General features: G+C 37.4%; 15 protein-coding genes. 10 read left to right on the top strand and 5 right to left on the bottom strand.

The window, feature by feature from the left end:
• The first annotated feature begins 92 nt into the window (after window positions 1-92).
• The 4 genes from ABR854_RS15410 (at window position 93) to ABR854_RS15395 (ending at window position 6,758) form a co-directional block, all read left to right on the top strand.
• Window positions 93-2,414 carry an adenylate/guanylate cyclase domain-containing protein gene (locus tag ABR854_RS15410; protein ID WP_350266309.1) on the top strand — a complete coding sequence of 774 codons (2,322 nt, stop codon included), beginning with the start codon at window positions 93-95 and terminating at the stop codon, window positions 2,412-2,414.
• Between the two features lie 6 nt (window positions 2,415-2,420).
• A complete protein-coding gene (locus ABR854_RS15405; protein ID WP_350266308.1) occupies window positions 2,421-2,999 on the top strand; it encodes an HD domain-containing protein in 579 nt (192 codons plus the stop codon).
• A gap of 260 nt (window positions 3,000-3,259) precedes the next feature.
• Entirely contained in the window at window positions 3,260-5,272 is a 2,013-nt protein-coding gene (locus ABR854_RS15400; RefSeq protein WP_350266307.1) for a M13 family metallopeptidase, read from the top strand.
• Window positions 5,273-5,597: 325 nt separating this feature from the next.
• Window positions 5,598-6,758, top strand: coding sequence for an ATP-binding protein (locus tag ABR854_RS15395; protein ID WP_350266306.1), 1,161 nt, complete (start codon window positions 5,598-5,600; stop codon window positions 6,756-6,758).
• A 61-nt stretch (window positions 6,759-6,819) separates the two neighbouring features.
• Here the strand turns inward: ABR854_RS15395 and ABR854_RS15390 are convergent, their stop codons facing one another.
• Window positions 6,820-7,377 (bottom strand): DJ-1/PfpI family protein, encoded by a 558-nt coding sequence (locus ABR854_RS15390; protein ID WP_350266305.1) that lies wholly within the window; start codon window positions 7,375-7,377, stop codon window positions 6,820-6,822.
• A 214-nt stretch (window positions 7,378-7,591) separates the two neighbouring features.
• On the opposite strand from ABR854_RS15390, the gene ABR854_RS15385 reads away from it, so the two are divergent.
• Complete coding sequence (locus ABR854_RS15385) at window positions 7,592-8,734, top strand: hypothetical protein (protein ID WP_350266304.1); 1,143 nt, start codon at window positions 7,592-7,594, stop codon at window positions 8,732-8,734.
• A gap of 45 nt (window positions 8,735-8,779) precedes the next feature.
• On the opposite strand, the gene ABR854_RS15380 is transcribed toward ABR854_RS15385, so the two are convergent.
• A complete protein-coding gene (locus ABR854_RS15380) occupies window positions 8,780-9,325 on the bottom strand; it encodes a hypothetical protein (RefSeq protein ID WP_350266303.1) in 546 nt (181 codons plus the stop codon).
• Between the two features lie 291 nt (window positions 9,326-9,616).
• Here ABR854_RS15380 and ABR854_RS15375 point away from each other — a divergent pair, with 291 nt between their 5' ends.
• The 5 genes from ABR854_RS15375 to ABR854_RS15355 all read left to right on the top strand — a co-directional run bounded on the left by ABR854_RS15375 (window position 9,617) and on the right by ABR854_RS15355 (window position 15,883).
• Entirely contained in the window at window positions 9,617-10,609 is a 993-nt protein-coding gene (locus tag ABR854_RS15375; protein WP_350266302.1) for a sterol desaturase family protein, read from the top strand.
• A 68-nt stretch (window positions 10,610-10,677) separates the two neighbouring features.
• Entirely contained in the window at window positions 10,678-11,124 is a 447-nt protein-coding gene (locus ABR854_RS15370) for a hypothetical protein (RefSeq protein ID WP_350266301.1), read from the top strand.
• A 33-nt stretch (window positions 11,125-11,157) separates the two neighbouring features.
• A complete protein-coding gene (locus tag ABR854_RS15365) occupies window positions 11,158-12,957 on the top strand; it encodes a hypothetical protein (RefSeq protein ID WP_350266300.1) in 1,800 nt (599 codons plus the stop codon).
• A 140-nt stretch (window positions 12,958-13,097) separates the two neighbouring features.
• On the top strand, window positions 13,098-14,414 hold the full coding sequence (locus ABR854_RS15360; RefSeq protein ID WP_350266299.1) for a M16 family metallopeptidase: 1,317 nt from the start codon (window positions 13,098-13,100) through the stop codon (window positions 14,412-14,414).
• 71 nt (window positions 14,415-14,485) lie between these two features.
• Window positions 14,486-15,883 carry a M16 family metallopeptidase gene (locus ABR854_RS15355; RefSeq protein WP_350266298.1) on the top strand — a complete coding sequence of 466 codons (1,398 nt, stop codon included), beginning with the start codon at window positions 14,486-14,488 and terminating at the stop codon, window positions 15,881-15,883.
• A gap of 125 nt (window positions 15,884-16,008) precedes the next feature.
• Here the strand turns inward: ABR854_RS15355 and hemC are convergent, their stop codons facing one another.
• From hemC to ABR854_RS15340, 3 genes are all read right to left on the bottom strand, one after another.
• Window positions 16,009-16,944, bottom strand: a complete 936-nt coding sequence (gene hemC, locus ABR854_RS15350) for a hydroxymethylbilane synthase (protein ID WP_350266297.1) — start codon at window positions 16,942-16,944, stop codon at window positions 16,009-16,011.
• Between the two features lie 141 nt (window positions 16,945-17,085).
• Window positions 17,086-18,186, bottom strand: coding sequence for a DNA polymerase III subunit delta' (gene holB / locus ABR854_RS15345; RefSeq protein WP_350266296.1), 1,101 nt, complete (start codon window positions 18,184-18,186; stop codon window positions 17,086-17,088).
• 83 nt (window positions 18,187-18,269) lie between these two features.
• Window positions 18,270-19,439, bottom strand: coding sequence for a putative sugar nucleotidyl transferase (locus ABR854_RS15340; protein WP_350266295.1), 1,170 nt, complete (start codon window positions 19,437-19,439; stop codon window positions 18,270-18,272).
• Window positions 19,440-19,699 lie beyond the last annotated feature (260 nt).

Here is a 19,699-nt window from a genome sequence, read left to right as displayed (position 1 = left end):
TTTGAAAAATATGGCCTTGATTTATGTATTCAGAATTTGAAATATAATTTGTACGACAAATAGTATTTGTATATTTTTGAAAAAAAACTACTTTGAAAACACACCTTACAATAATCCTATTATTTTTCAGCTTTGTTCTCAAAGCTCAAGAGCCTGCCACAATCACCAGTTTAAAAAGTAAATTAGATACTGCTTCTACACTAAAAACGAAAACATTGCTTCTTGGGCAGCTTTCACAGACATATGCTGGAATCCAAAAGTTTGATAGTGCCATTGCCTATACCAACAAAATGCTCACAGCAAATGCCCAAATTGATGATAAAGATAGGTTAGCATCTATAAATCTATTGATGTCTCAACATTACCTTCAGCAAGGGAAAATAGATGGGGCGTATCCGTATTTGAGCAAGGCCGAAAAATTATTGGAAAACTCAAATGATATTACTCAAATATCAGGGTTGAACATTTTATTTGGAGCTTACTATTTCTATAAGAAGGAAATCAAAAAAGGAGAAGAATATTTTAAAAGAAACATAGATTTATATAATCAGGGTAAAGCCATAAATAAGAATTTGGTTATGATATCCTACCAAAATTTATTTTCAACGAGCTTTAATCAAAATAATCTTAAAAACACCTTTGAAGCTCTAAACAACTATTACGATTTTGTGAAAAACAATTTTCCTGATAAGCTGAGTGATGCTAATTTTTTGTTGGGGAATTTTTATTTAATGAGTCGAGATTTTAAAAAAAGTATTTCAAGCCTTCAGAAAAGTTTGAGTTTAAACAAAAAAGAAAATACCGCATTTGAGGCTCAGGCCAAAACTTTCCTCGCTACTGCTTATCAGGAATCTAATAAATTAGATTCTGCCAAATACTATTTAAAGGGCAATAGAGAAGTTTTTGAAAAAACTGGCGACAAGTTTTTTCTCGGAATGACATATTACATAAATGCTCAAATTCAAGAAAAAGAAAAAGATTTTGATAAGGCCGAAGAAAACATATTAAAGGCTATTGAACTTTCACCCGAAGAAGATATACGAAAGATGAAAGCCTCTTATCAAAATCAACTGTATGCAATTAAATTGGAGAAGTTATTTCAAGATAGTCTGACGCTGAAAAACGACCCAAAGAAACAAAGTGAATTGAAAGGATGGTTGACAAAGTATGAGGCTTCGTCTAAAGATATTGAAGGTAATTACGGAGCCCAATATGGCTTATATGAAAACTACGAAAAACTGGCAAAAGGCTATGAATACACAGAGAATTATGATTTAGCACTTTTTTACTTGAAGAAAGCTATCGCTTCAAAAAATGCAGTTTATGGCCAAGAAAAACTCAAAGAATTCGCCGATTTTGAGTCGGAGTACGAAATGAAAATTGAGAAAAGTAGAATTAAACTTGAAGAAGAAACCAAACGTCTCGAACTGGAAAAACAGATAGAATTAAAAGCTGTAAAATTTGAGTTTGAAAAAAAACAGGCTTTGGCTAAAACCGAAGAAGAAAAAAAGAGGCTGGTGCTGGAGGAAGAGCTCAAAAGGAAATTGATATTGGTGAAATACGAAGAAAAGCAAAAGGCTATCACGCAGAAATTCAACCAAGAAAAAGAAATTGCCAGAATAAATCAGGAGAAAAAGGATGCTCTCGCTAAGGCAGAAATTGAGAATTCAAAATATATGAAAAACATGTGGGCTTTGGGAATGGCTCTCTCTTTGGCTTTATTAGGTTTTGCGGGTTTCTCCTATTATCAAAAACAAAAAGACAACAAGAAAATTGCCTACGAAAAACAAAAGTCTGATGAATTGCTTCTGAATATTTTGCCTCATGAAGTAGCCGAGGAACTAAAACTAAATGGTGAAAGTAGTGCCAGACATTATGACGAAGTATCAGTATTATTCACTGATTTTGTTAATTTTACTCAGAAATCAGAAGCATTAGGAGTTCAAAAAATGCTCAATGAACTAAATGTTTGCTTTACTGAGTTTGATAGAATAATGGAAAAATATGGTTTAGAAAAAATAAAAACCATCGGCGACGCCTATTTGGCCGTAAGTGGCTTACCATCAACCAACGTCAATCATGCCCAAAATGCTGTAAATGCTGGTCTTGAAATATTGGAGTTTATCGACAAAAAGAAGTCTTTGAACGAAAACTCTTTTGAGATAAGAATAGGGATTCATTCGGGACCTGTTATTGCGGGTATAGTTGGAGTGAAAAAGTTTGCCTATGATATTTGGGGCGATACTGTAAATACGGCAGCCAGAATGGAACAAAACGGGGTAAAAGGTAAATTGAACGTTTCGGGTTCTACCTATGCCCTTATTCACGAAAAATTTAATTGTGAACACCGAGGCAAAATAGATACCAAAGGTAAAGGGGCATTAGATATGTATTTTGTCAATAAAAGCATTTGATATTTTATGAGATACAATGAAATCAAAAAAGTGATTATTGCGGAGCTTAAAAACAACCTTCCTAAGCATTTGACTTACCATAGTGTCAATCACGTAGAAGATGTCATAAAAGCAGCTACCGAAATAGGCAAAGCCGAACAAAAGAACGCCGAAGATATCAAGTTGTTAAAGACAGCTGCATTATTTCATGATACAGGCTTTTTGCATGGTGCCAAAGACCACGAAGCCAATTCATGTGTCATTGCCCAAAAGCATTTACCTAATTATGGCTATACTCAATCTCAAATAGATACTATAAAAGGTATGATAATGGCCACCAAGATACCACAAACACCGCATAATCACTTAGAAGAAATTCTGGCTGATGCTGATTTGGATTATCTGGGTCGGGATGACTTTTTTACTATTGGAGATAAACTTTTTGATGAACTCACAATGCTCGGCATCATAAGCTCAGAGCGTGATTGGAATTTTTTACAAGAAAAGTTCTTAGAAAGTCATAACTTCTTCACCAAAACATCTCTGCAAAAACGAAAACCGAAAAAAGAAGAAAACTTAAGAATTGTAAAATCTAAATTATTGTAACATCCCCACTCTGCGAAGAATATTTCTTCGCAGAGGTGTTCTGACATCTCCTGATGTCAATTTAAAAGTTACGTTCTGGAAAACTAAATTTACCCGTGCAAAGTTTGAAACAAGAATGCCCAGTTTTCGCATAGCAAACCCTTGCATAAAGTCGATAATTTCCCTTAGCAGGTCGATAAACACCAAAAATACCTTCATCGGTTTTAGATTTTTTGGGCTTATAGTATTACCTTTCGCTCTAAGACAAATTATCAACAATCATGAAAAAACTCCTACCTATCTCATTCATTCTTTTGTTTTTATTAACCAGTATCAATACAAGCTTCGCTCAAAAAGTAAGCATTACGGGCATTGACCCTACGCTAAAACCTGGTGATGATTTCTTTATGTATGTCAACAGTAAGTGGTATAATTCTGTCGAAATTCCTTCTACCCAATCGGGTGTTGGGGCTTATTCGTTCATGAATTACCCGCAACGCATACGCCTACAAGGAATTTTGGATAGTGTTTCGGCTGCCAAAAATCTTAAAGGGAGTATCGAACAAAAAGTGGGTGATTTTTATGCCTCTGGCATGGATACCACTACTATCAACAAAAGAGGTTTCGACCCTATAAAGCCAATGCTCAAACAAATTGAGGGTATCAAAGATGTAGCTGGGGTTATGAAGTATGTAGCTGACCAGCAGAAGTTTAATAATTTTTCCATCATCGGTTTTCGTGTTGGGCCAGATATTAAAAACAGTTCCATCAATATCGTGAATGTAGGTCAAACAGGAATTGGCTTACCCGAAAGAGATTATTATTTCAGAACCGATTCTTCGACACTTTTCATTCAGAAATCTTACCAAAATTACCTTAGCACTTTGTTCAGACTGACGGGTTCTGATGCGGCTACGGCAAGCAAAATGGCAGCAGCAGCTTATGCTATCGAAAAAGAATTGGCGGCATCGCACAAGACTAATATCGAACGCCGAAACGTACAAGCCAATTACAATAAACTGGCCGTTGCGGACATCGCCAAAAAACAACCAAACATTGGCTGGCAAACATTTTTTGCAGCATTGAGCGTAAAAATAGATTCGCTGAATGTGCAACAACCTGCTTATTACGACCGATTGAATACTTTACTGACTTCGGCATCAATCGAAGACTGGAAAGCTTATCTAAGAGCCAAAACGCTGGTTTCGTATGCTGATTTTCTGAGCAAACCTTTTACAAAAGCTTCTTTTGAATACGCTAAAGTTTTGTCAGGACAAGCAACGCAAAAACCTCGTGGAGAAGAAATTACAGAAGCCGTCGATAGGTCGCTTGGGCATGGACTTGCTCAACTTTATGTAAAAAAATATTTTCCAGAAGAGGCCAAACGACGCATGAAAGAACTGGTTAAGAATTTGAAAACCGCTTTTGAAAATAGAATCACTAACCTTGATTGGATGAGCGACTCCACCAAAGCGAAAGCCAAAGAAAAACTCTATGCTTTCACCGAAAAAATTGGTTATCCTGATAAATGGAGAGATTACTCGAAAGTGGTTATCAATCGAGGCACTTATTTTGAAAACCGCTTAGCAACCAGCAAAAATGATTTCGTTTATGGAATTTCAAAAATCGGACAGCCCGTTGACCGCACCGAGTGGGGAACAACTCCGCCAACGGTAACGGCTTACAATAATCCGCCTTTGAATGAGATTGTTTTTCCTGCGGGAATTCTTCAACCACCATATTTTGATATGAATGCTGATGACGCCCTCAATTACGGTGGAATCGGAATGGTAATTGGCCACGAAATTACGCACTCGTTCGACGACCAAGGAGCGTTGTACGATAAGCAAGGCAATGTAAAAAACTGGTGGAAAGCCGATGATTTCAAGAAATTCAAGGCCAAAACTCAACTCGTAATTGAGCAATACAATAAATTTACAGTACTCGATTCGATGCACGTAAAGGGAGCATTAACCGTTGGAGAAAATACAGCCGATATTGCAGGAATTGCCATTGCTTACGATGCTTTTAAACTAACCGAACAAGCCAAAAGTAATGAAAAAATTGATGGTTTCACGCCTGAGCAACGTTTCTTTATTTCAATTGCCCGAATCTGGCGAGTAAAAACCAAAGATGCGTTCATGCGTACGTACGTAAACACCAACCCTCACTCGCCAGCCAAATGGCGTGTGAATGGCCCATTGATGAATTTTACGCCTTTCTATAAAGCATTTGATGTAAAACCTGGCGATAAAATGTACAAACCCGAAAGCGAACGCATTACGGTTTGGTAAGAATTTCGGTGTTACGTAAATCAAAAGGCCTCTATTGAGAATATTTCTTGGTAGAGGTCTTTTTGTATCTTTTGCTTTTAATCTGAAAGATTTAAGTAGTCCACGGTCAATAGTCGACAAGTCCGCAAAAAGTTAATTAGCTTATATACAACTACTTATCAGCTTACAGAATTACCTATTATATAGTATTACTTATATAGGTAATGTGGTAAAACTTTAGTAGCTAAAGTTGATGTAAATCGTAAAGTTTATTTTATGTAAATCAAAAAGTTTGATATATGCAAATCGAAAAATAAGCTATATTTGTACTTTAAATAGAATCATTATGATAGAGCGAAATATAGCCAAAGCGATTAGCGAATTGATGCTTGTTTATCCGGTTATTGCCCTTACTGGGCCACGCCAATCGGGTAAAACTACTTTATTAAAAAGTATGTTTAAAGATTACCGTTATATCTCGCTCGAAAATCCAGACAATAGATTTTTTGCAGAACAAGACCCCAACGGTTTCTTAGAATTATACAATCAAAAAGTCATTTTCGATGAGGTTCAGCGTGTACCTTCTTTATTTTCTTACATTCAAACTTTAGTAGATGAATCGAAAACAATGGGGCAATTTATATTGTCTGGGTCGCAAAATTTTAGTTTGATGAAAAACATTACCCAAAGTTTGGCGGGTAGAGTTGCCCTATTCAAATTATTCCCTTTTGATTTTGAAGAATTAAATTCTCATAACTTATTAACGCCCGATTACTCATCTATGCTGGTGCGTGGGTGTTATCCAGCATTGTATGACCGCCCAATGCCAACTACACCTTTTTATGCAAATTACATTGAGACTTATGTAGAACGAGATTTATCTGAACTCTTGAATATAAAAGACATTCGTCTATTCCGAACATTTCTGAAATTGTGTGCTGGGAGAATCGGACAGCAACTTAACCTAACGAATCTTGCAAACGAAACAGGTATCTCTATTCCAACAGTCAAATCTTGGCTGTCTATTTTAGAGAGTAGCTATATCACTTATCAGTTACCCCCATTTTTCAATAATTTCAATAAGAGATTAGTCAAAAGCACGAAACTATATTTTTATGATACTGGTTTAGCATGCTACTTACTTGGAATAAAAAGCGAAAAATCAATTCAGGAAAGCGAGTTCAAAGGTGCTTTGTTTGAAAACATGGTTATTAACGAATACATAAAGCAAAACTATCATCATGGTTTATACCGTGAATTCTATTATTGGCGAGATTCGAATGGACACGAAGTCGATTTGTTGGTCAGTAATGAAACTACTTACGATGTTGTAGAAATAAAGGCAACGAAAACAATTTTACCAAAACTATTTGATGGCTTAGATTTACTGAAAAACATTGGAAAAGAAACAATCAATCGGAAGATTTTAGTTTATGGTGGTACTGAAAGCCAAAATAGAAGTAACTATAAAATATGGGCGTGGAATAGTATAAAAATTGATTTTTGAGTGAACAAAAACACTCGTACAAGGCTTCTGACCAAGCACGAGTGCCAGTATCTTCAAACTTCTATCTTTCATTCAGACACTCAAAAACCATTCGATAAAAGTCGGGGTGCGATTGCCACGTTTGGCCAGAAACATACTTCCCGTCTCTTACGGCTTCGTCTTTGCCCACAAAATTTCCTCCACAGGCTTCTACTTCAAATCTTACATTTTCGTAGCACGTAATGGTTTTGTTTTTAACCAAACCTGCGGCCGTCAGAATCTGAATTCCGTGGCAAATTGAGAACACAAACTTATCAGTTTTATCAAATTCTCTCACGATTTCGATTACTTTTTCGTTGTGTCGCAAAAACTCGGGGGCTCTTCCACCCAAAATTAAAACCGCAATGTAATCTTCCACTTTTACATCAGCAAAGGCAATATTCGCCTCTACAATATAGCCTGGTTTTTCGATGTAAGTGTCCCAGCCAGGCTCAAAGTCGTGGATAACTAAATTGAGCCTTTTTACGCTCGGTGCAGCAATAATGGCTTCATAGCCTGCTTCTTCAAAGCGGTGTTTACCGTATAAACATTCGTAACCTTCACCAGCATCTCCAGTGATAATCAAAATTTTCTCTTTCATTGTACAAAATAAGGTTGAATAAAAAACAAATATAAATACATTCTATTACAAGAATGGTTTTCCAGGTTGTTCTGTAAAGAATATTTCTTTGTAAAAATGTAATTTAAGGTCTTTAGGCAAAATTACAGACCTCATGAAGCATAGACTATAAGCTAATTTTCCTCAAATACGCTCAAAATTCGTTATATTTGACTTTAAGATTAAATGAGAGAACATGAAAAAAATAGCCCCCCTCGGAAAAAAGAGTTATACGGGTAAGAAATTTAAGTCAGCAAGCCCTAATGAATTGAATGCTTCCGATAAAAATTTTATTAGACATAACATTCATCTCTTTAATGTCCAACTGCTGGCATTCAAGGTCGGGAAACCTGTTACCAGTGTGGAGAAGTTTATCAAAAAAGAGAAGTTAGTCTCTACAATTGAGGTTCAAACGGTAAAAGAACTAATAAAACCCAACATATCAGTTGAAACTCAAACAAGTAAGCAAGATAGCACGGAGTCGCAAAAAGAAAACAAGACGGATAAATTATTAAAACCAAAAGTATCGCATGAAACTCAACCAAGTAAAAACGCTAAAATAGAGTCGTCGAAAGAAAAGAAAGAGACTAAACCCAAAAGACATGAAGTTGTAAACAAGAAGGTAGATTTTATCCGTGAAAATTATCAAAAATACAGTGTCATTGAACTGGCGAAGATGCTAAATGCTTCGATTACTGGAGTACGATATCATCTCAAAAATTTAAATATTGTGAAGACTTCTTATAAAGTCATAAAAGCTCCACCTGAAGTAATATTAGAGAGAGAAAAATTCATAAAAGCAAATCATAACAAACATACGGTACGTGAGCTTTCAGAACAATTGAATTGCAGTGGTGATATTGTCAGAATTGCACTCCGTAAAATGAAAGTAAAAGCTCTTCAAGTACCTTTAGGGCAAGAGATCCCTCCTCAGGCAATTAATTTTATTAGAGCCAATTACCGTACCATGACAGCCCGTGAAATGAGCGATGCTCTGGGAAATGTAAGATGGACTCAAGTAAAATACTTGTGTGAAAAACATGGTTTCTTGAAAACTCCCGAAGAAACAACTGCCATCAGAAACCGTTGGAATCGAAGTGAGTTTACAATCAGTGAAGAAAAATATATCATCATGAATCATGGTAGTATTCCTTTGTCGGAAATTGCCAAAAATCTTGAACGAACTCGCTCATCTGTCGTCAAATTGTTAGCTCGTAAAGGCTTAAAAATCACTAAAGAACAGCACGATATTCTCAACAGAAAGAATTTTGAGAAAGGAAGAATCACAATGAAAGCACAATTAGAAGCCAAAAGAGCTATTTCTATCAAAGAAAATTAAAAGTAAAGAGCCATTTCGATATATCGAAATGGCTCTTTACTTTTACTAAATTTGGTCGGTTGGAATTTTATTTTTGTAGTTCCAAAACGCCGAAACATTGACAATTCGCCACTTACCATCACTTCCTTTTTCCATCAAACGAACTTCTTTACTGTGTAAAAAATACTTTTGTTCTCGGTCGCTGTTATACTGGTCCCAAGTTACGTGCGAAGCATTGTTTCCATAAAACTTAAATTTCATATTTTTCCGTTTAACAATCGGATGGCTGCTGCCTTCTTTTTCAGGTTCAGCAGGGTTTTCTTTGATAAACTTACCAAGATTTTTATTAATATTTTCCCACCCTACACTTGCGTCAAAAGTGCCGTCAGCGTTGCTCCAAGCTTGGTAAGAATATTCTGAATGAGTGAATTTGTCTTGCCAACAATTGTAATCTCGTTTAAAAAAGCAGTCAGTTTCTGCCTCAATACATGCAATGATTTCTTTCTCTTCTTTGGCTTGGTCAACGATTCCGCTGTTGACCGCCGATGAAGATTTCTGACATGAATATATCATAATTGTCAGTAAAAGTGAAGCTAAAATAGGTACTTTCATGATGGTAAGAGTTTATAGTGAACAAAGTCATTATTGTGTAGATTCATAGAATCTACATCTTACACTAAGCATCCTTTAAAGGTAAATAAACATAGTAATTATTTTTAAATATTCCAAGAAAAAATTAAAATATTTCAAGCCAAATAATATTTTACATTTATTGCTAAATCGGATAACCTCTATCACTCATAAAATATTCAATAAAAAAATTTATAAAAATTTCTATATTTATAAAAATATTTTAGAAATTGAATCCATATTCAACCTTAACAAAACATTATAGATAATCAGATGGAAATTCTTGAGTTATTATACCAAGAAATAATCAACTTCTTGGGCCTACGTAGTACTTTAGAGATTCTCAAATCGGGCGATTTTAGTACATTTCTTACATTCGATGGCATCATTAAGGCCATTGGGCCAATCTTGCCACTATTGCTTGTTCTTGAACTTATCAGTGGTATCGTTCAGAAAAATCCACATACGAAAGTCTATAAAATGACTTTCTTGATTTACATCCTCAATCGTTTTATTGGTCGTTTTATTTCAATCGGGGCAATTTCATTTCTGATTGCAACCCTCCAACCTTATGCTCCATTCCAAACTACTTTTACTTGGTATTGGCTTATTTATGGCTATATTGTCTGGGAATTTTCGCATTTTGTGTATCATTTCTTAGGGCATAAAGTTCGTTTGTTTTGGTGTTTGCATTCCACTCACCACACGCCCGAAAACATGAATTTATCGGTTTCGCACGCTCACTTTTTTCTCGAAGGCCCCTACGCCGATGTTATTCGTGGGTCGATTTGCATCATTTTGGGTATTCATCCTGCACTTTTATTTTTCATTATGTTTATTGATGGCACTTACGGAATGTTTATTCACGTAGGCGAAAACCTCATGAAAAACGGCAAAATGGGGTTCTTGAATCATATTATTCTTACGCCATCGCATCACCGAGTACATCACGCTCGCAATCCACTGTACATGGATACCAATTTTTGTAATCTCCTCAATATTTGGGATAAAATTTTCGGTACGTATCAACTCGAAAAAGATGAAATAAAGCTCGAATACGGCATCACAAGACCAATGGATTCGGGGAATTTGTGGGATGTTTATTTCGGTGAGTTCATCGCACTTTTCAAAGATGTTTGGGCGGCTCCTACCCTCAAAGATAAAATCCTTTATATTTTTATGCCTCCAGGCTGGCATCACTCGGGCGACCATAAAACGGCTACCGTTGTCAGAAACGAATATTTGGCAAGCCACAAGACCATCTGAGAAAATCAGGCGTTTCTACGCTAAAAAATTGCCGTTTTTTGACTTACTTTGGTCAAAATTATTCGGACATGGACTTATTCAAAACTACTCGAATTCCAGCAGGCCAAGCTGGGGCTGATGCCCTCAAAAAATTCATAGCCACCCAACCATTTGTCATTATGGTGATGGCAGGAAACGACCCAGATTCTGAAACAATGGCTGGCATAGCCGATATAATTGCAGGGGGCAATATCGCCGAAAATCATCGTCGAGTCCTGTGGGCTGATACACCGCCTTACGAGCCAATTATTGATTTACTGAAAACGTTTCCTGCCAAACCACTGGTAATCAACAAGTTTGATGAGGGAGCAACTTTCAAAGCTGTTTTCATTTCCCTGAGTGGAGTTATCTGCGATGGCATCACAGCCGAAGACGAACTCAACAAAGCCCAAATAGCTATCGGGTTTATTCGGGCAGAGGCCGACCGCACCGTTAATCCCGACCGTATGTCACCGCTTTCGGCTGGTTTAAATTAATTCCTCAAAACTCCGAACATGGTCTTGATAGCTATGAAAAAACTTTTCTTCTTCTTATTTTTAATTTCGTCCGTTGCCAATGCCCAAATTTTAAATTGGACAGAAAAAGACGACGATGGCGGCTCAGCAACCGAAAAAAAGGTGGTGGATATCAACAGCGATATTCAGATAAAAATCAATTCCGATTCATTGGCTCGTCGTATGCGTTCAAAAACGCAACTTCCGAAGAGTTTTTGGGATAAAGTCAATAAACTCAGCATTGCTCTCAGTAAACGCAAAGAATCGTTGGATAAAATCAAGGAATCGAACAAAAACTTCAAAAATCTTACAAATAATACAGGTTCGTTTGCGGTTTATGCCAAATCAATCGCTGATGCTGCCGAAGCCCCTAACGAAATCTTAGATGCCGCTCCCGAAATTGCAGACGATTTTGATAATAAACTCAATCAACTTCCACTCAACGAACTTGCCACAAAAAGTGGACAATACGGGGCTTTATTTGATGCCGCCCAAAGTTTATCTGCTGATTTAAATAAAATCATTAAAGATTCGATAGCTAATCAAAAGATTTTGGTGCAACTCGGAGCTTGGATAGTAACCAAACAAGGACAAACGCCCATTCATTTAGCTGGCTTTGATTCGCTCCAAAAAGGCGATAGATATGAGGTCGAAAGATTTAATTTTCAGTTGAGCGACGCCCAACAGCAACAACTCAAAACTTTCTCAGATTTAATCAACGATACCAATCAAAGTGGAAAAATAACGAATCAGGAAGTGATGCAACTCGTGACGGATGTTTTTCAGAATACGGCTACTTTTAAATCTTTGGCAAGTTTACGAGATTTTGCTAAAAATTTGGTTGATAAATACAAAACTCAAGCTCCCGAAGTTGTCGCACAGGTTCGGCCAGTTTTTATTGATTTACAAAAATACGCCAACGGCTTGAAAGCTTTGGGCGAAAAATATAAAAATCCAACTTCGGCTCAGGGCATGAGTTCACAGCAATTTTTATTACAAACCCAAACCGATTTGAGTAACTTGTATAATACCACCAACCGCTTGATTATCGACACACTTAAAAACAAATACATTCCATTAGTTCAGAAACTTACCAATCAAGCCGTAGGCGAAATAAAAACCGATTTAACTGCCCTACAAACGCAACTCAACGGCGTTGTGACAGGCATTAACAGCGACTTAGAAAACCTAAACACCGCCAAAAACGAATTGATTGGCTTTTTCAAAGGCAGTAGTTTTGATGAAAGTACGCTACAATTTTCAGATTTGAATACCAAATTGGCTTTTAATGCACTGCCACAAGAAACCGAATTTTCGCTGAAAGACACAGGTTTTCGTCAAGAAGGCGATTTTGTGGTTATCAAAATTGGCACGAGTACGGGGCAAAATCCAACACAAACACTCGAAACCGACCGCATTTATTTGTTTAAAGTGCTTCCGAGTGTACACACAACTGTCGGTGTGATTTTTGCCGACCCGCACTCACAGACATTGCCCATCAAAACCGTTTTTCAACCAGCCGCTTCTTATAGTTTTATCATGACGGGGCTTTTCGACAAAAAACTTCGCCGAAAATCAATGAGTTATAACAAATATTTTGGTTTGGGCTGGGGGCTAAACTTTGCTTCGATGGATTTTAATAAAGATGATGTACCCGAGCTGGGCGTTGGACTTACAGTTTCACTTTTTAAAGATTGGCTACAAGGCGGCATCGGCTACAACGTTCCGAATGATAAAAGATATTGGTTTTTCAGCGTAAAAATCCCTTTACCGACTTTCAGTTTTGGTAGTGTACAGACTGGTGGGAGCAACTAAAGTTTCTTGAACTAAGGTTTTGCTCCTATCAAGCGTTGGTATTTATCCAACGCTTTTTGTTTTTTTAAGAAATAAAAAAGCACAACAAAAGCTTAAAATTGATAGTTTTACAGGCTAATCAACAATTAAAATTTATTCCAATGAAAAAGCTTCTGATGTCTGCACTTTTGTGTGTGGGGCTGCTCTCGGCCAATGCACAAATGAAAGCAGAAGACGTAAAAACATTCACACTCAAAAACGGCATGAAGTTTTTGGTGATTGAAGACAGTTCCATTCCCAACGCCAACATGTATTTGTTCTACCGAGTAGGTAGCCGCAACGAATACCAAGGTATTACTGGACTTTCGCACTTTTTTGAACACATGATGTTCAATGGGGCGAAAAAATATGGTCCAAAGATGTTTGACCGCACCATGGAATTCAATGGCGGAGCAAACAACGCTTACACCACCGAAAACGTAACAGTTTATACTAACTGGTTTCCTTCATCAGCCACCGAAGTGATTTTCGACTTGGAAGGCGACCGTATTGCAACGCTAAGTATTGACCCTAAAATGGTCGAAAGCGAAAGAGGTGTAGTTTTAAGCGAACGTAGCACAGGCCTCGAAAACTCCAAGTGGGAATTGCTTTCGCAAACCGTACAAGGCACGGCTTTTCACGAACACCCCTATCATTGGCCAGTAATTGGATACGAAGACGACATGAAAAACTGGAAACAGTCAGATTTGGAGCGATATTTTAAAACTTACTATGCTCCCAACAACTGCGTAACAGTTATTTCGGGAAATGTAAAATTTGATGAAGTAAAACGTTTGGCTGAAAAATACATTGAGCCAATTCCTGCCCAGCCCGAGCCACCAAAAGTAATGATTGTTGAGCCTCCACAAACGGGCGAACGCCGTGTTTGGGTGCAAAAAGATGTTTCTACACCTGCCTTGATGATTGCCTACAAAGTGCCAGAATCGAAAAATGAAGATTATTATGCACTTACTATTTTGAGCGATATTCTAAGTAGCGGGAATTCTTCTCGTTTATACAGCTCTTTGGTTGATAAAAAGCAATTGGCCACCCAAGTTTTTACTAATTATGGCGAAAGTTTCGACCCAACTTTATTTGGTATTTACGCAACCGCAGCGGCAAAAGTCAACGAAAATGAGTTAGAAAAGGCGATTTATGAAGAAATAGAGAAAATTAAAACCGAAGGTATTACCGAAAAAGAATTGCAGAAAATCAAGAATCAGAAATTGATGGAATTCTATGGTCAAATCGAGACCATCAACGGAAAATCTAATAATATCGGCACGTATGAAGTTTTCTTTGGCGACTACAAAAAAATGTTTGATGCACCAGCGGCTTTCAATAAAGTAACGGTCGATGACATTAAAAACGTAGCCAAAAAATATTTCAAGAAAACCACTCGCACAGTAGGTATTCTGAAAGCTAATACTGAAGAATAAAAATTATCTTAAATCTAAGATAAGGATTTTCAAATCTCTTGTCTTTTGTCTCAAATCTCTTGTCTAAAATCATGTCTAAATACATCAAAATATTCTTCAATGCAGCTTTGGCGATATGCCTAAGTAGCAGCCTACTTTTGGCACAAAATTACCAGTTGCCAAAATACCAAAAGTTTAAATTACCAAATGGCCTAACCGTCTATTTGATGGAACAGAAAGAAGTGCCAGTTATCAGTGTATCGGTGGTTTTGCCCGCAGGAGCAATCTACGACGGTACAAAAGCGGGGCTTGCCTCATTGACCGCAACCGCACTCAAACACGGCACAAAAAGCTATACCAAGACCCAACTCGACGAAGAACTCGATTTCATAGGAGCTTACGTAAATACCTATGCTTCAAAAGAGTCAGCAGGTTTATCAGCTAAATTTGCTACCAAAGATAAAGACAAAGTGTTGGGTATCATCAAAGAAGTTTTGCTCGAACCAGCTTTCGATAATGTCGAATTTGAAAAAGAAAAGAAACGTTTACTCTCAAATCTCGACCAACAGAAAGAAAGTCCACGTTCGGTTTTACCTGCCTATTTCGATAAATTTATGTACGGAAGCCACGTGTATGGCAACATCATTCAAGGCAAAAAATCGACGGTGAGTCCACTGACTGTTGAAGATATAAAAACTTTCTACAAAGAAAATTACTTACCCGAAGCCTCAGCTATTGCCGTGGTTGGTGATTTTAATAGTGCAGAAATGAAGAATACTTTAACAGCCTTATTGGGTTCGTGGAAAAAAGGAACAAAAGCACAAGAAAACTTAGCAGCAAAGCCAATTGCTAAACAAACAGGAAACCGTGTTTTGCTTATCAATAAAGATGATGCTCGTGAAACAACTTTCAATATCGGTGCAGCAGGAATCAGTCGAAACAACCCCGATTACGTAGCAATTGATGTGGTAAATACGCTTTTTGGCGGCAGATTTACCTCAATGCTTAACGACGAACTTCGTGTAAATACTGGTCTTACTTACGGAGCCAATAGCCGTTTCAGTCCATTGAAAACTGGTGGAACATTCGCCATTTCAACATTCACGGCAAATAAAACTACTGAAGCAGCTATTGATAAAGCCTTGGAAGTGCTGGATAAACTTCACAAAAACGGCATTGACGAAAACGCTCTCGCTTCTGCCAAAAACTACGTAAAAGGACAATTTCCGCCACGCTACGAAACCGCAGGACAATTATCAGGTTTATTGACACAAATGTTTTGGTATAATTTCGATGAGTCTTTCATCAATAATTTCGAGAAAAACGTTGATGGACTTACACTTGAAAAAGCAAAATCAATCATTGATACTTATTTTCCGAAAGATAAATTACAGTTTGTATTGGTAGGAAAATCGGCCGAGATTAAGAAAATAGCAGAAAAGTACGGCCCAGTAACTGAGGTGCAGATTAAAGATGAGATTAAGGATTGAAAAGAAAAGGTTGCCTTCGACTTCGCTCAGGCAACCTTTTCAAATATTTTTAGTTCTTTCGACCTTATCCAATAATTTTGGTCATTAAGCGAATCGGACTGCCGAACCAGTCGAAATGGCCAAAATTATCCATTATTCTTAATTCCTTCTAAAACCTCTGCTCCGCCATCGCTCAAAACTTGTTCAGCCAAAACTTCACCGAGTTGTTCGGCCTCAGCAGCAGGTTTTGACTCATTTTTCTTGACAATTACCTGTCCATCAAGACTAATGATTCCCGAAGTCATATTTAAAGTCAATTCTCCATCCTTTTCTTCTGCCACACACCATCCAAACGACGGAATCGAACAACCACCTTGCAGCTTACGTAAATACGCTCTCTCGGCTTTCAAACACTTTTCCGTTACATCGTCATTAATCAAATTACGAATAGCAGCACGTTTTTCTTCTGATAAACTCTTAGCGGCTTCAATCGCCACACAACCCTGCCCCACAGGCGGCGTAAACTGGGTTGTAGGAAGTTCTTGGGCAATCATCTCATGGTATCCCATGCGATGCACACCCGCATAAGCCAACAAAAGAGCATCACACTGTCCTTCTTCCAGCTTGCGTAGGCGAGTCTGCAAATTTCCACGCATATCCACAATTTTTATGTGTGGATAAAAATGACGAAGCATAGCAACTCGTCGAGTAGAAGAAGTTCCGACCACGAAACTTTCACCACTACCAAGCGATAAATTTTTATTGAAACTCACCAAAACATCGGCGATTTTCTCACGCTCAGTAAAAGCAATTAGTTCTAAATCATCAGCTAATTCCGACTGCAAATCTTTGGCAGAGTGAACGGCAATATCAATTTCTCCCGAACGCAATTGGTCTTCCAATTCTTCCGTAAAAACTCCTTTACTACCAATTTTTGATAAAGCACGGTCAAGAATCTTATCGCCCTTTGTTTCAATAATTACTATTTCGGTTTCAATACCATTGGCTTTCAGTTTATCTTCAACATAATAAGCCTGCCAAAGAGCCAATTTACTACCACGTGTACCAATTTTTATTTTCATATTTCTTTGTGGGGCGAACCGGGCAACGTTTGCCTCGGGTTCGCCTATAATTATTTTCACCTAAAAACACTTACGAAATTTTGAGAAACTCAGTCGAAACCAATAACAAATTTCCCAATAACAAGTAACAAATAACCAACCCTACCGCATCAAACGAGCAATCGCCAACGAAATATCCAAGAAAATCATCTTCGCACGTCCATTTCTCTCAATATGATAATGTGATTCACTCAGCAAATTAGTAATAGCCTCTAAATTACTGATATTCAACACATTAGAAAACTTCTGCACAAAAACCAATTCATCACCTTCAAGTCGAATTAAGTTATCCCCTCCGTGACGATACAAAAAAATTTCTCTAAAAATACTTAAACCATATTCAAGCATAGCTTTCTGATATTCTTTTCCTTTAGCATCAAATTCATCGGCCATTGGCACTAATTTCAGAATATTCAACGCATAGCACATTCGCATCCAGTTGGCAAACCAAGCGTGTTGGTCATCGTCTGTTTTATGAGCTATCTCCAGAGCATGATTCAGATTTCCGTCAGAAAGGTAAGCAATTTGTTTGGCTCTTTCGGGGCCAATATCTTGTTTTTGAGTTAGATAACTGACAATTTCATCGTCCGTAAAATTTCTCACAGCGATGCGTTGCGTACGTGAAATGATAGTCGTCAATAACTTATCCGAGCTACTGGCAACCAACAAAAACAGCGTTTGCTCAGGTGGTTCTTCCAAAACCTTCAAAAGTGCATTTCCTGCTGCAATATTAAGCATTTCAGCTTGCCAAATAATAGCTATTTTGTAGCCACCCTCATAAGATTTCAAAGAAAGTTTCTGAATCAACTGACGAGATTCTTCGGCAGGAATATTCCCTTGTTTAATTGCAATATGCTCAAGCCAATCAGAAAGCGTACCGTAAGGCGTATCTTTTACAAAAGTACGCCATTGAGGCATAAAATTTTCAGAAATCACCGATTTCCCCCCCGCCGTTGGAAAAATATAATTAACATCGGGGTGAGCTAACTTGCTCATCTTATTGCAGTTTGGGCAACGTCCGCAGGCATCATCGGCTTGCTTATCTTCGCAATTAATATAGGTTGCATACGCCAAAGCCAAAGCCAAATTTGCACTACCCTCTGCTCCATGAAGAAGCTGAGCATGTGCCACATGATTACTATTGACCGCCTGTATCAACGATTGTTTTACGTCGTCTAAACCTATAATTTCTCGAAAAAGCATTGGTAAAATAGATTCAAAGAAGTCAAGGAAGTCTTCGCTTGAAGCGAAGACTTCCTTATAACGCTTCCCTCGTAAATACGCCTTTATTTTTTAAAATCATGAACATGCTTCAAGATAGCAATATCCTTATCGGTAAGTTCTTTATTTCGTCGAGCCATTGTTGCTCTAATAACCTCTAAAGCTTTATCAAAACGATAATCCACATATTCGGTATCAGCCCCACCCCACATAAAAGATGGAATATGTTTATCTTGAAAACCAGCCCCAAAAACATTTGAACAAACCCCAACTACTGTTCCTGTATTAAACATCGTACTGATTCCAGCCTTTGTATAATCTCCCATAAACAAGCCACAGAATAATTCACCCGTTTTTTCGAGTTTATCAGTGGCATAATTATATAGTTTTACTTCTGAATAATCATTTTTAAGGTTAGAATTATTGCAATTTGCACCCAAATTACACCATTCACCAATCACAGAAGCTCCTAAGAAACCATCATGAGCCTTATTTGAATAACCAAAAATAACCGAACTTCCAACCTCACCACCTGCTTTAGAATACGGTCCAAGTGTAGTATTAGGTCGAATCTTACTCCCCCAAACTACCACACTACCTTCATCAATCGAAACTGGACCAATCACAATCGAGCCTTCCTGAATCGTTGCATTTTTACCGATATATATTGGGCCTTGTTCGGCGTTCAAAATCACAGATTTGATACTCGCACCTTCTTCTACAAATATATTCTCCGAACCATAAACACGTGTAAAAGGGTCTGTTATTTCCTGCGTAATTCTTCCCGCTGTTATTAGTTTAAAATCTATCTTTATTTGGTCGCCATTCATCAAGAAAATATGAGGTAATTGCGTAATGATACTCACCTCACCATCAAATTTATTTTGTTGAAATGCTTGAAAACTTATTGGGAAAGAAAGTTTTTCGGTAGTTCGCATGGCCAATACATTATTATTACTATCAACTAAACACTCACCAACGGCCAATTTATTAATTTCAGTAATTAAAATTTCGTCGGGGCAAACCGCACCATTGATGTAAGTATTTATCGAACTCTCAGCCGTAATTTCCTCTAAATAACGCTTTGAAAGACACGTAACTTTTGTTTTTAGTCTAAATGCCCATTTATCTCTAATCGTCAAGATACCACAACGAATATCGGCAACTGGACGAGTAAAAGTAAAAGGTTTCAATTGATTTCTGATTAACTCATCATCAAAAAGTATATACGCCATCTAAATTGAAAGTTAGTAGGCTGCAAAATTACGAAAAAATACTGGGGAATGTTAATATAGGACCTTATGAATAGGGAATAATGTAGGATCTGAAGAGTTACTAATTTAGGCTTTCGATATTAGTTTGGGCTTAAAACGAGAGGAATCTTGTAAGAATGATGGCTACTATGCGAATAATAGGCTGATTAAGAACCAGTAGATATTTACAGGATTGTCCCGCATTTGTTGTTTGTTAATTGGGTTGGTATAGTCTAATAACA

The sequence above is a fragment of the Emticicia sp. W12TSBA100-4 genome, assembly GCF_040253585.1.
In the GTDB taxonomy this organism is placed as follows: Bacteria; Bacteroidota; Bacteroidia; order Cytophagales; family Spirosomataceae; genus Emticicia.
Note: the sequence above shows the minus strand (reverse complement) of the source record. Positions and strands in the feature narration are given on the sequence as shown.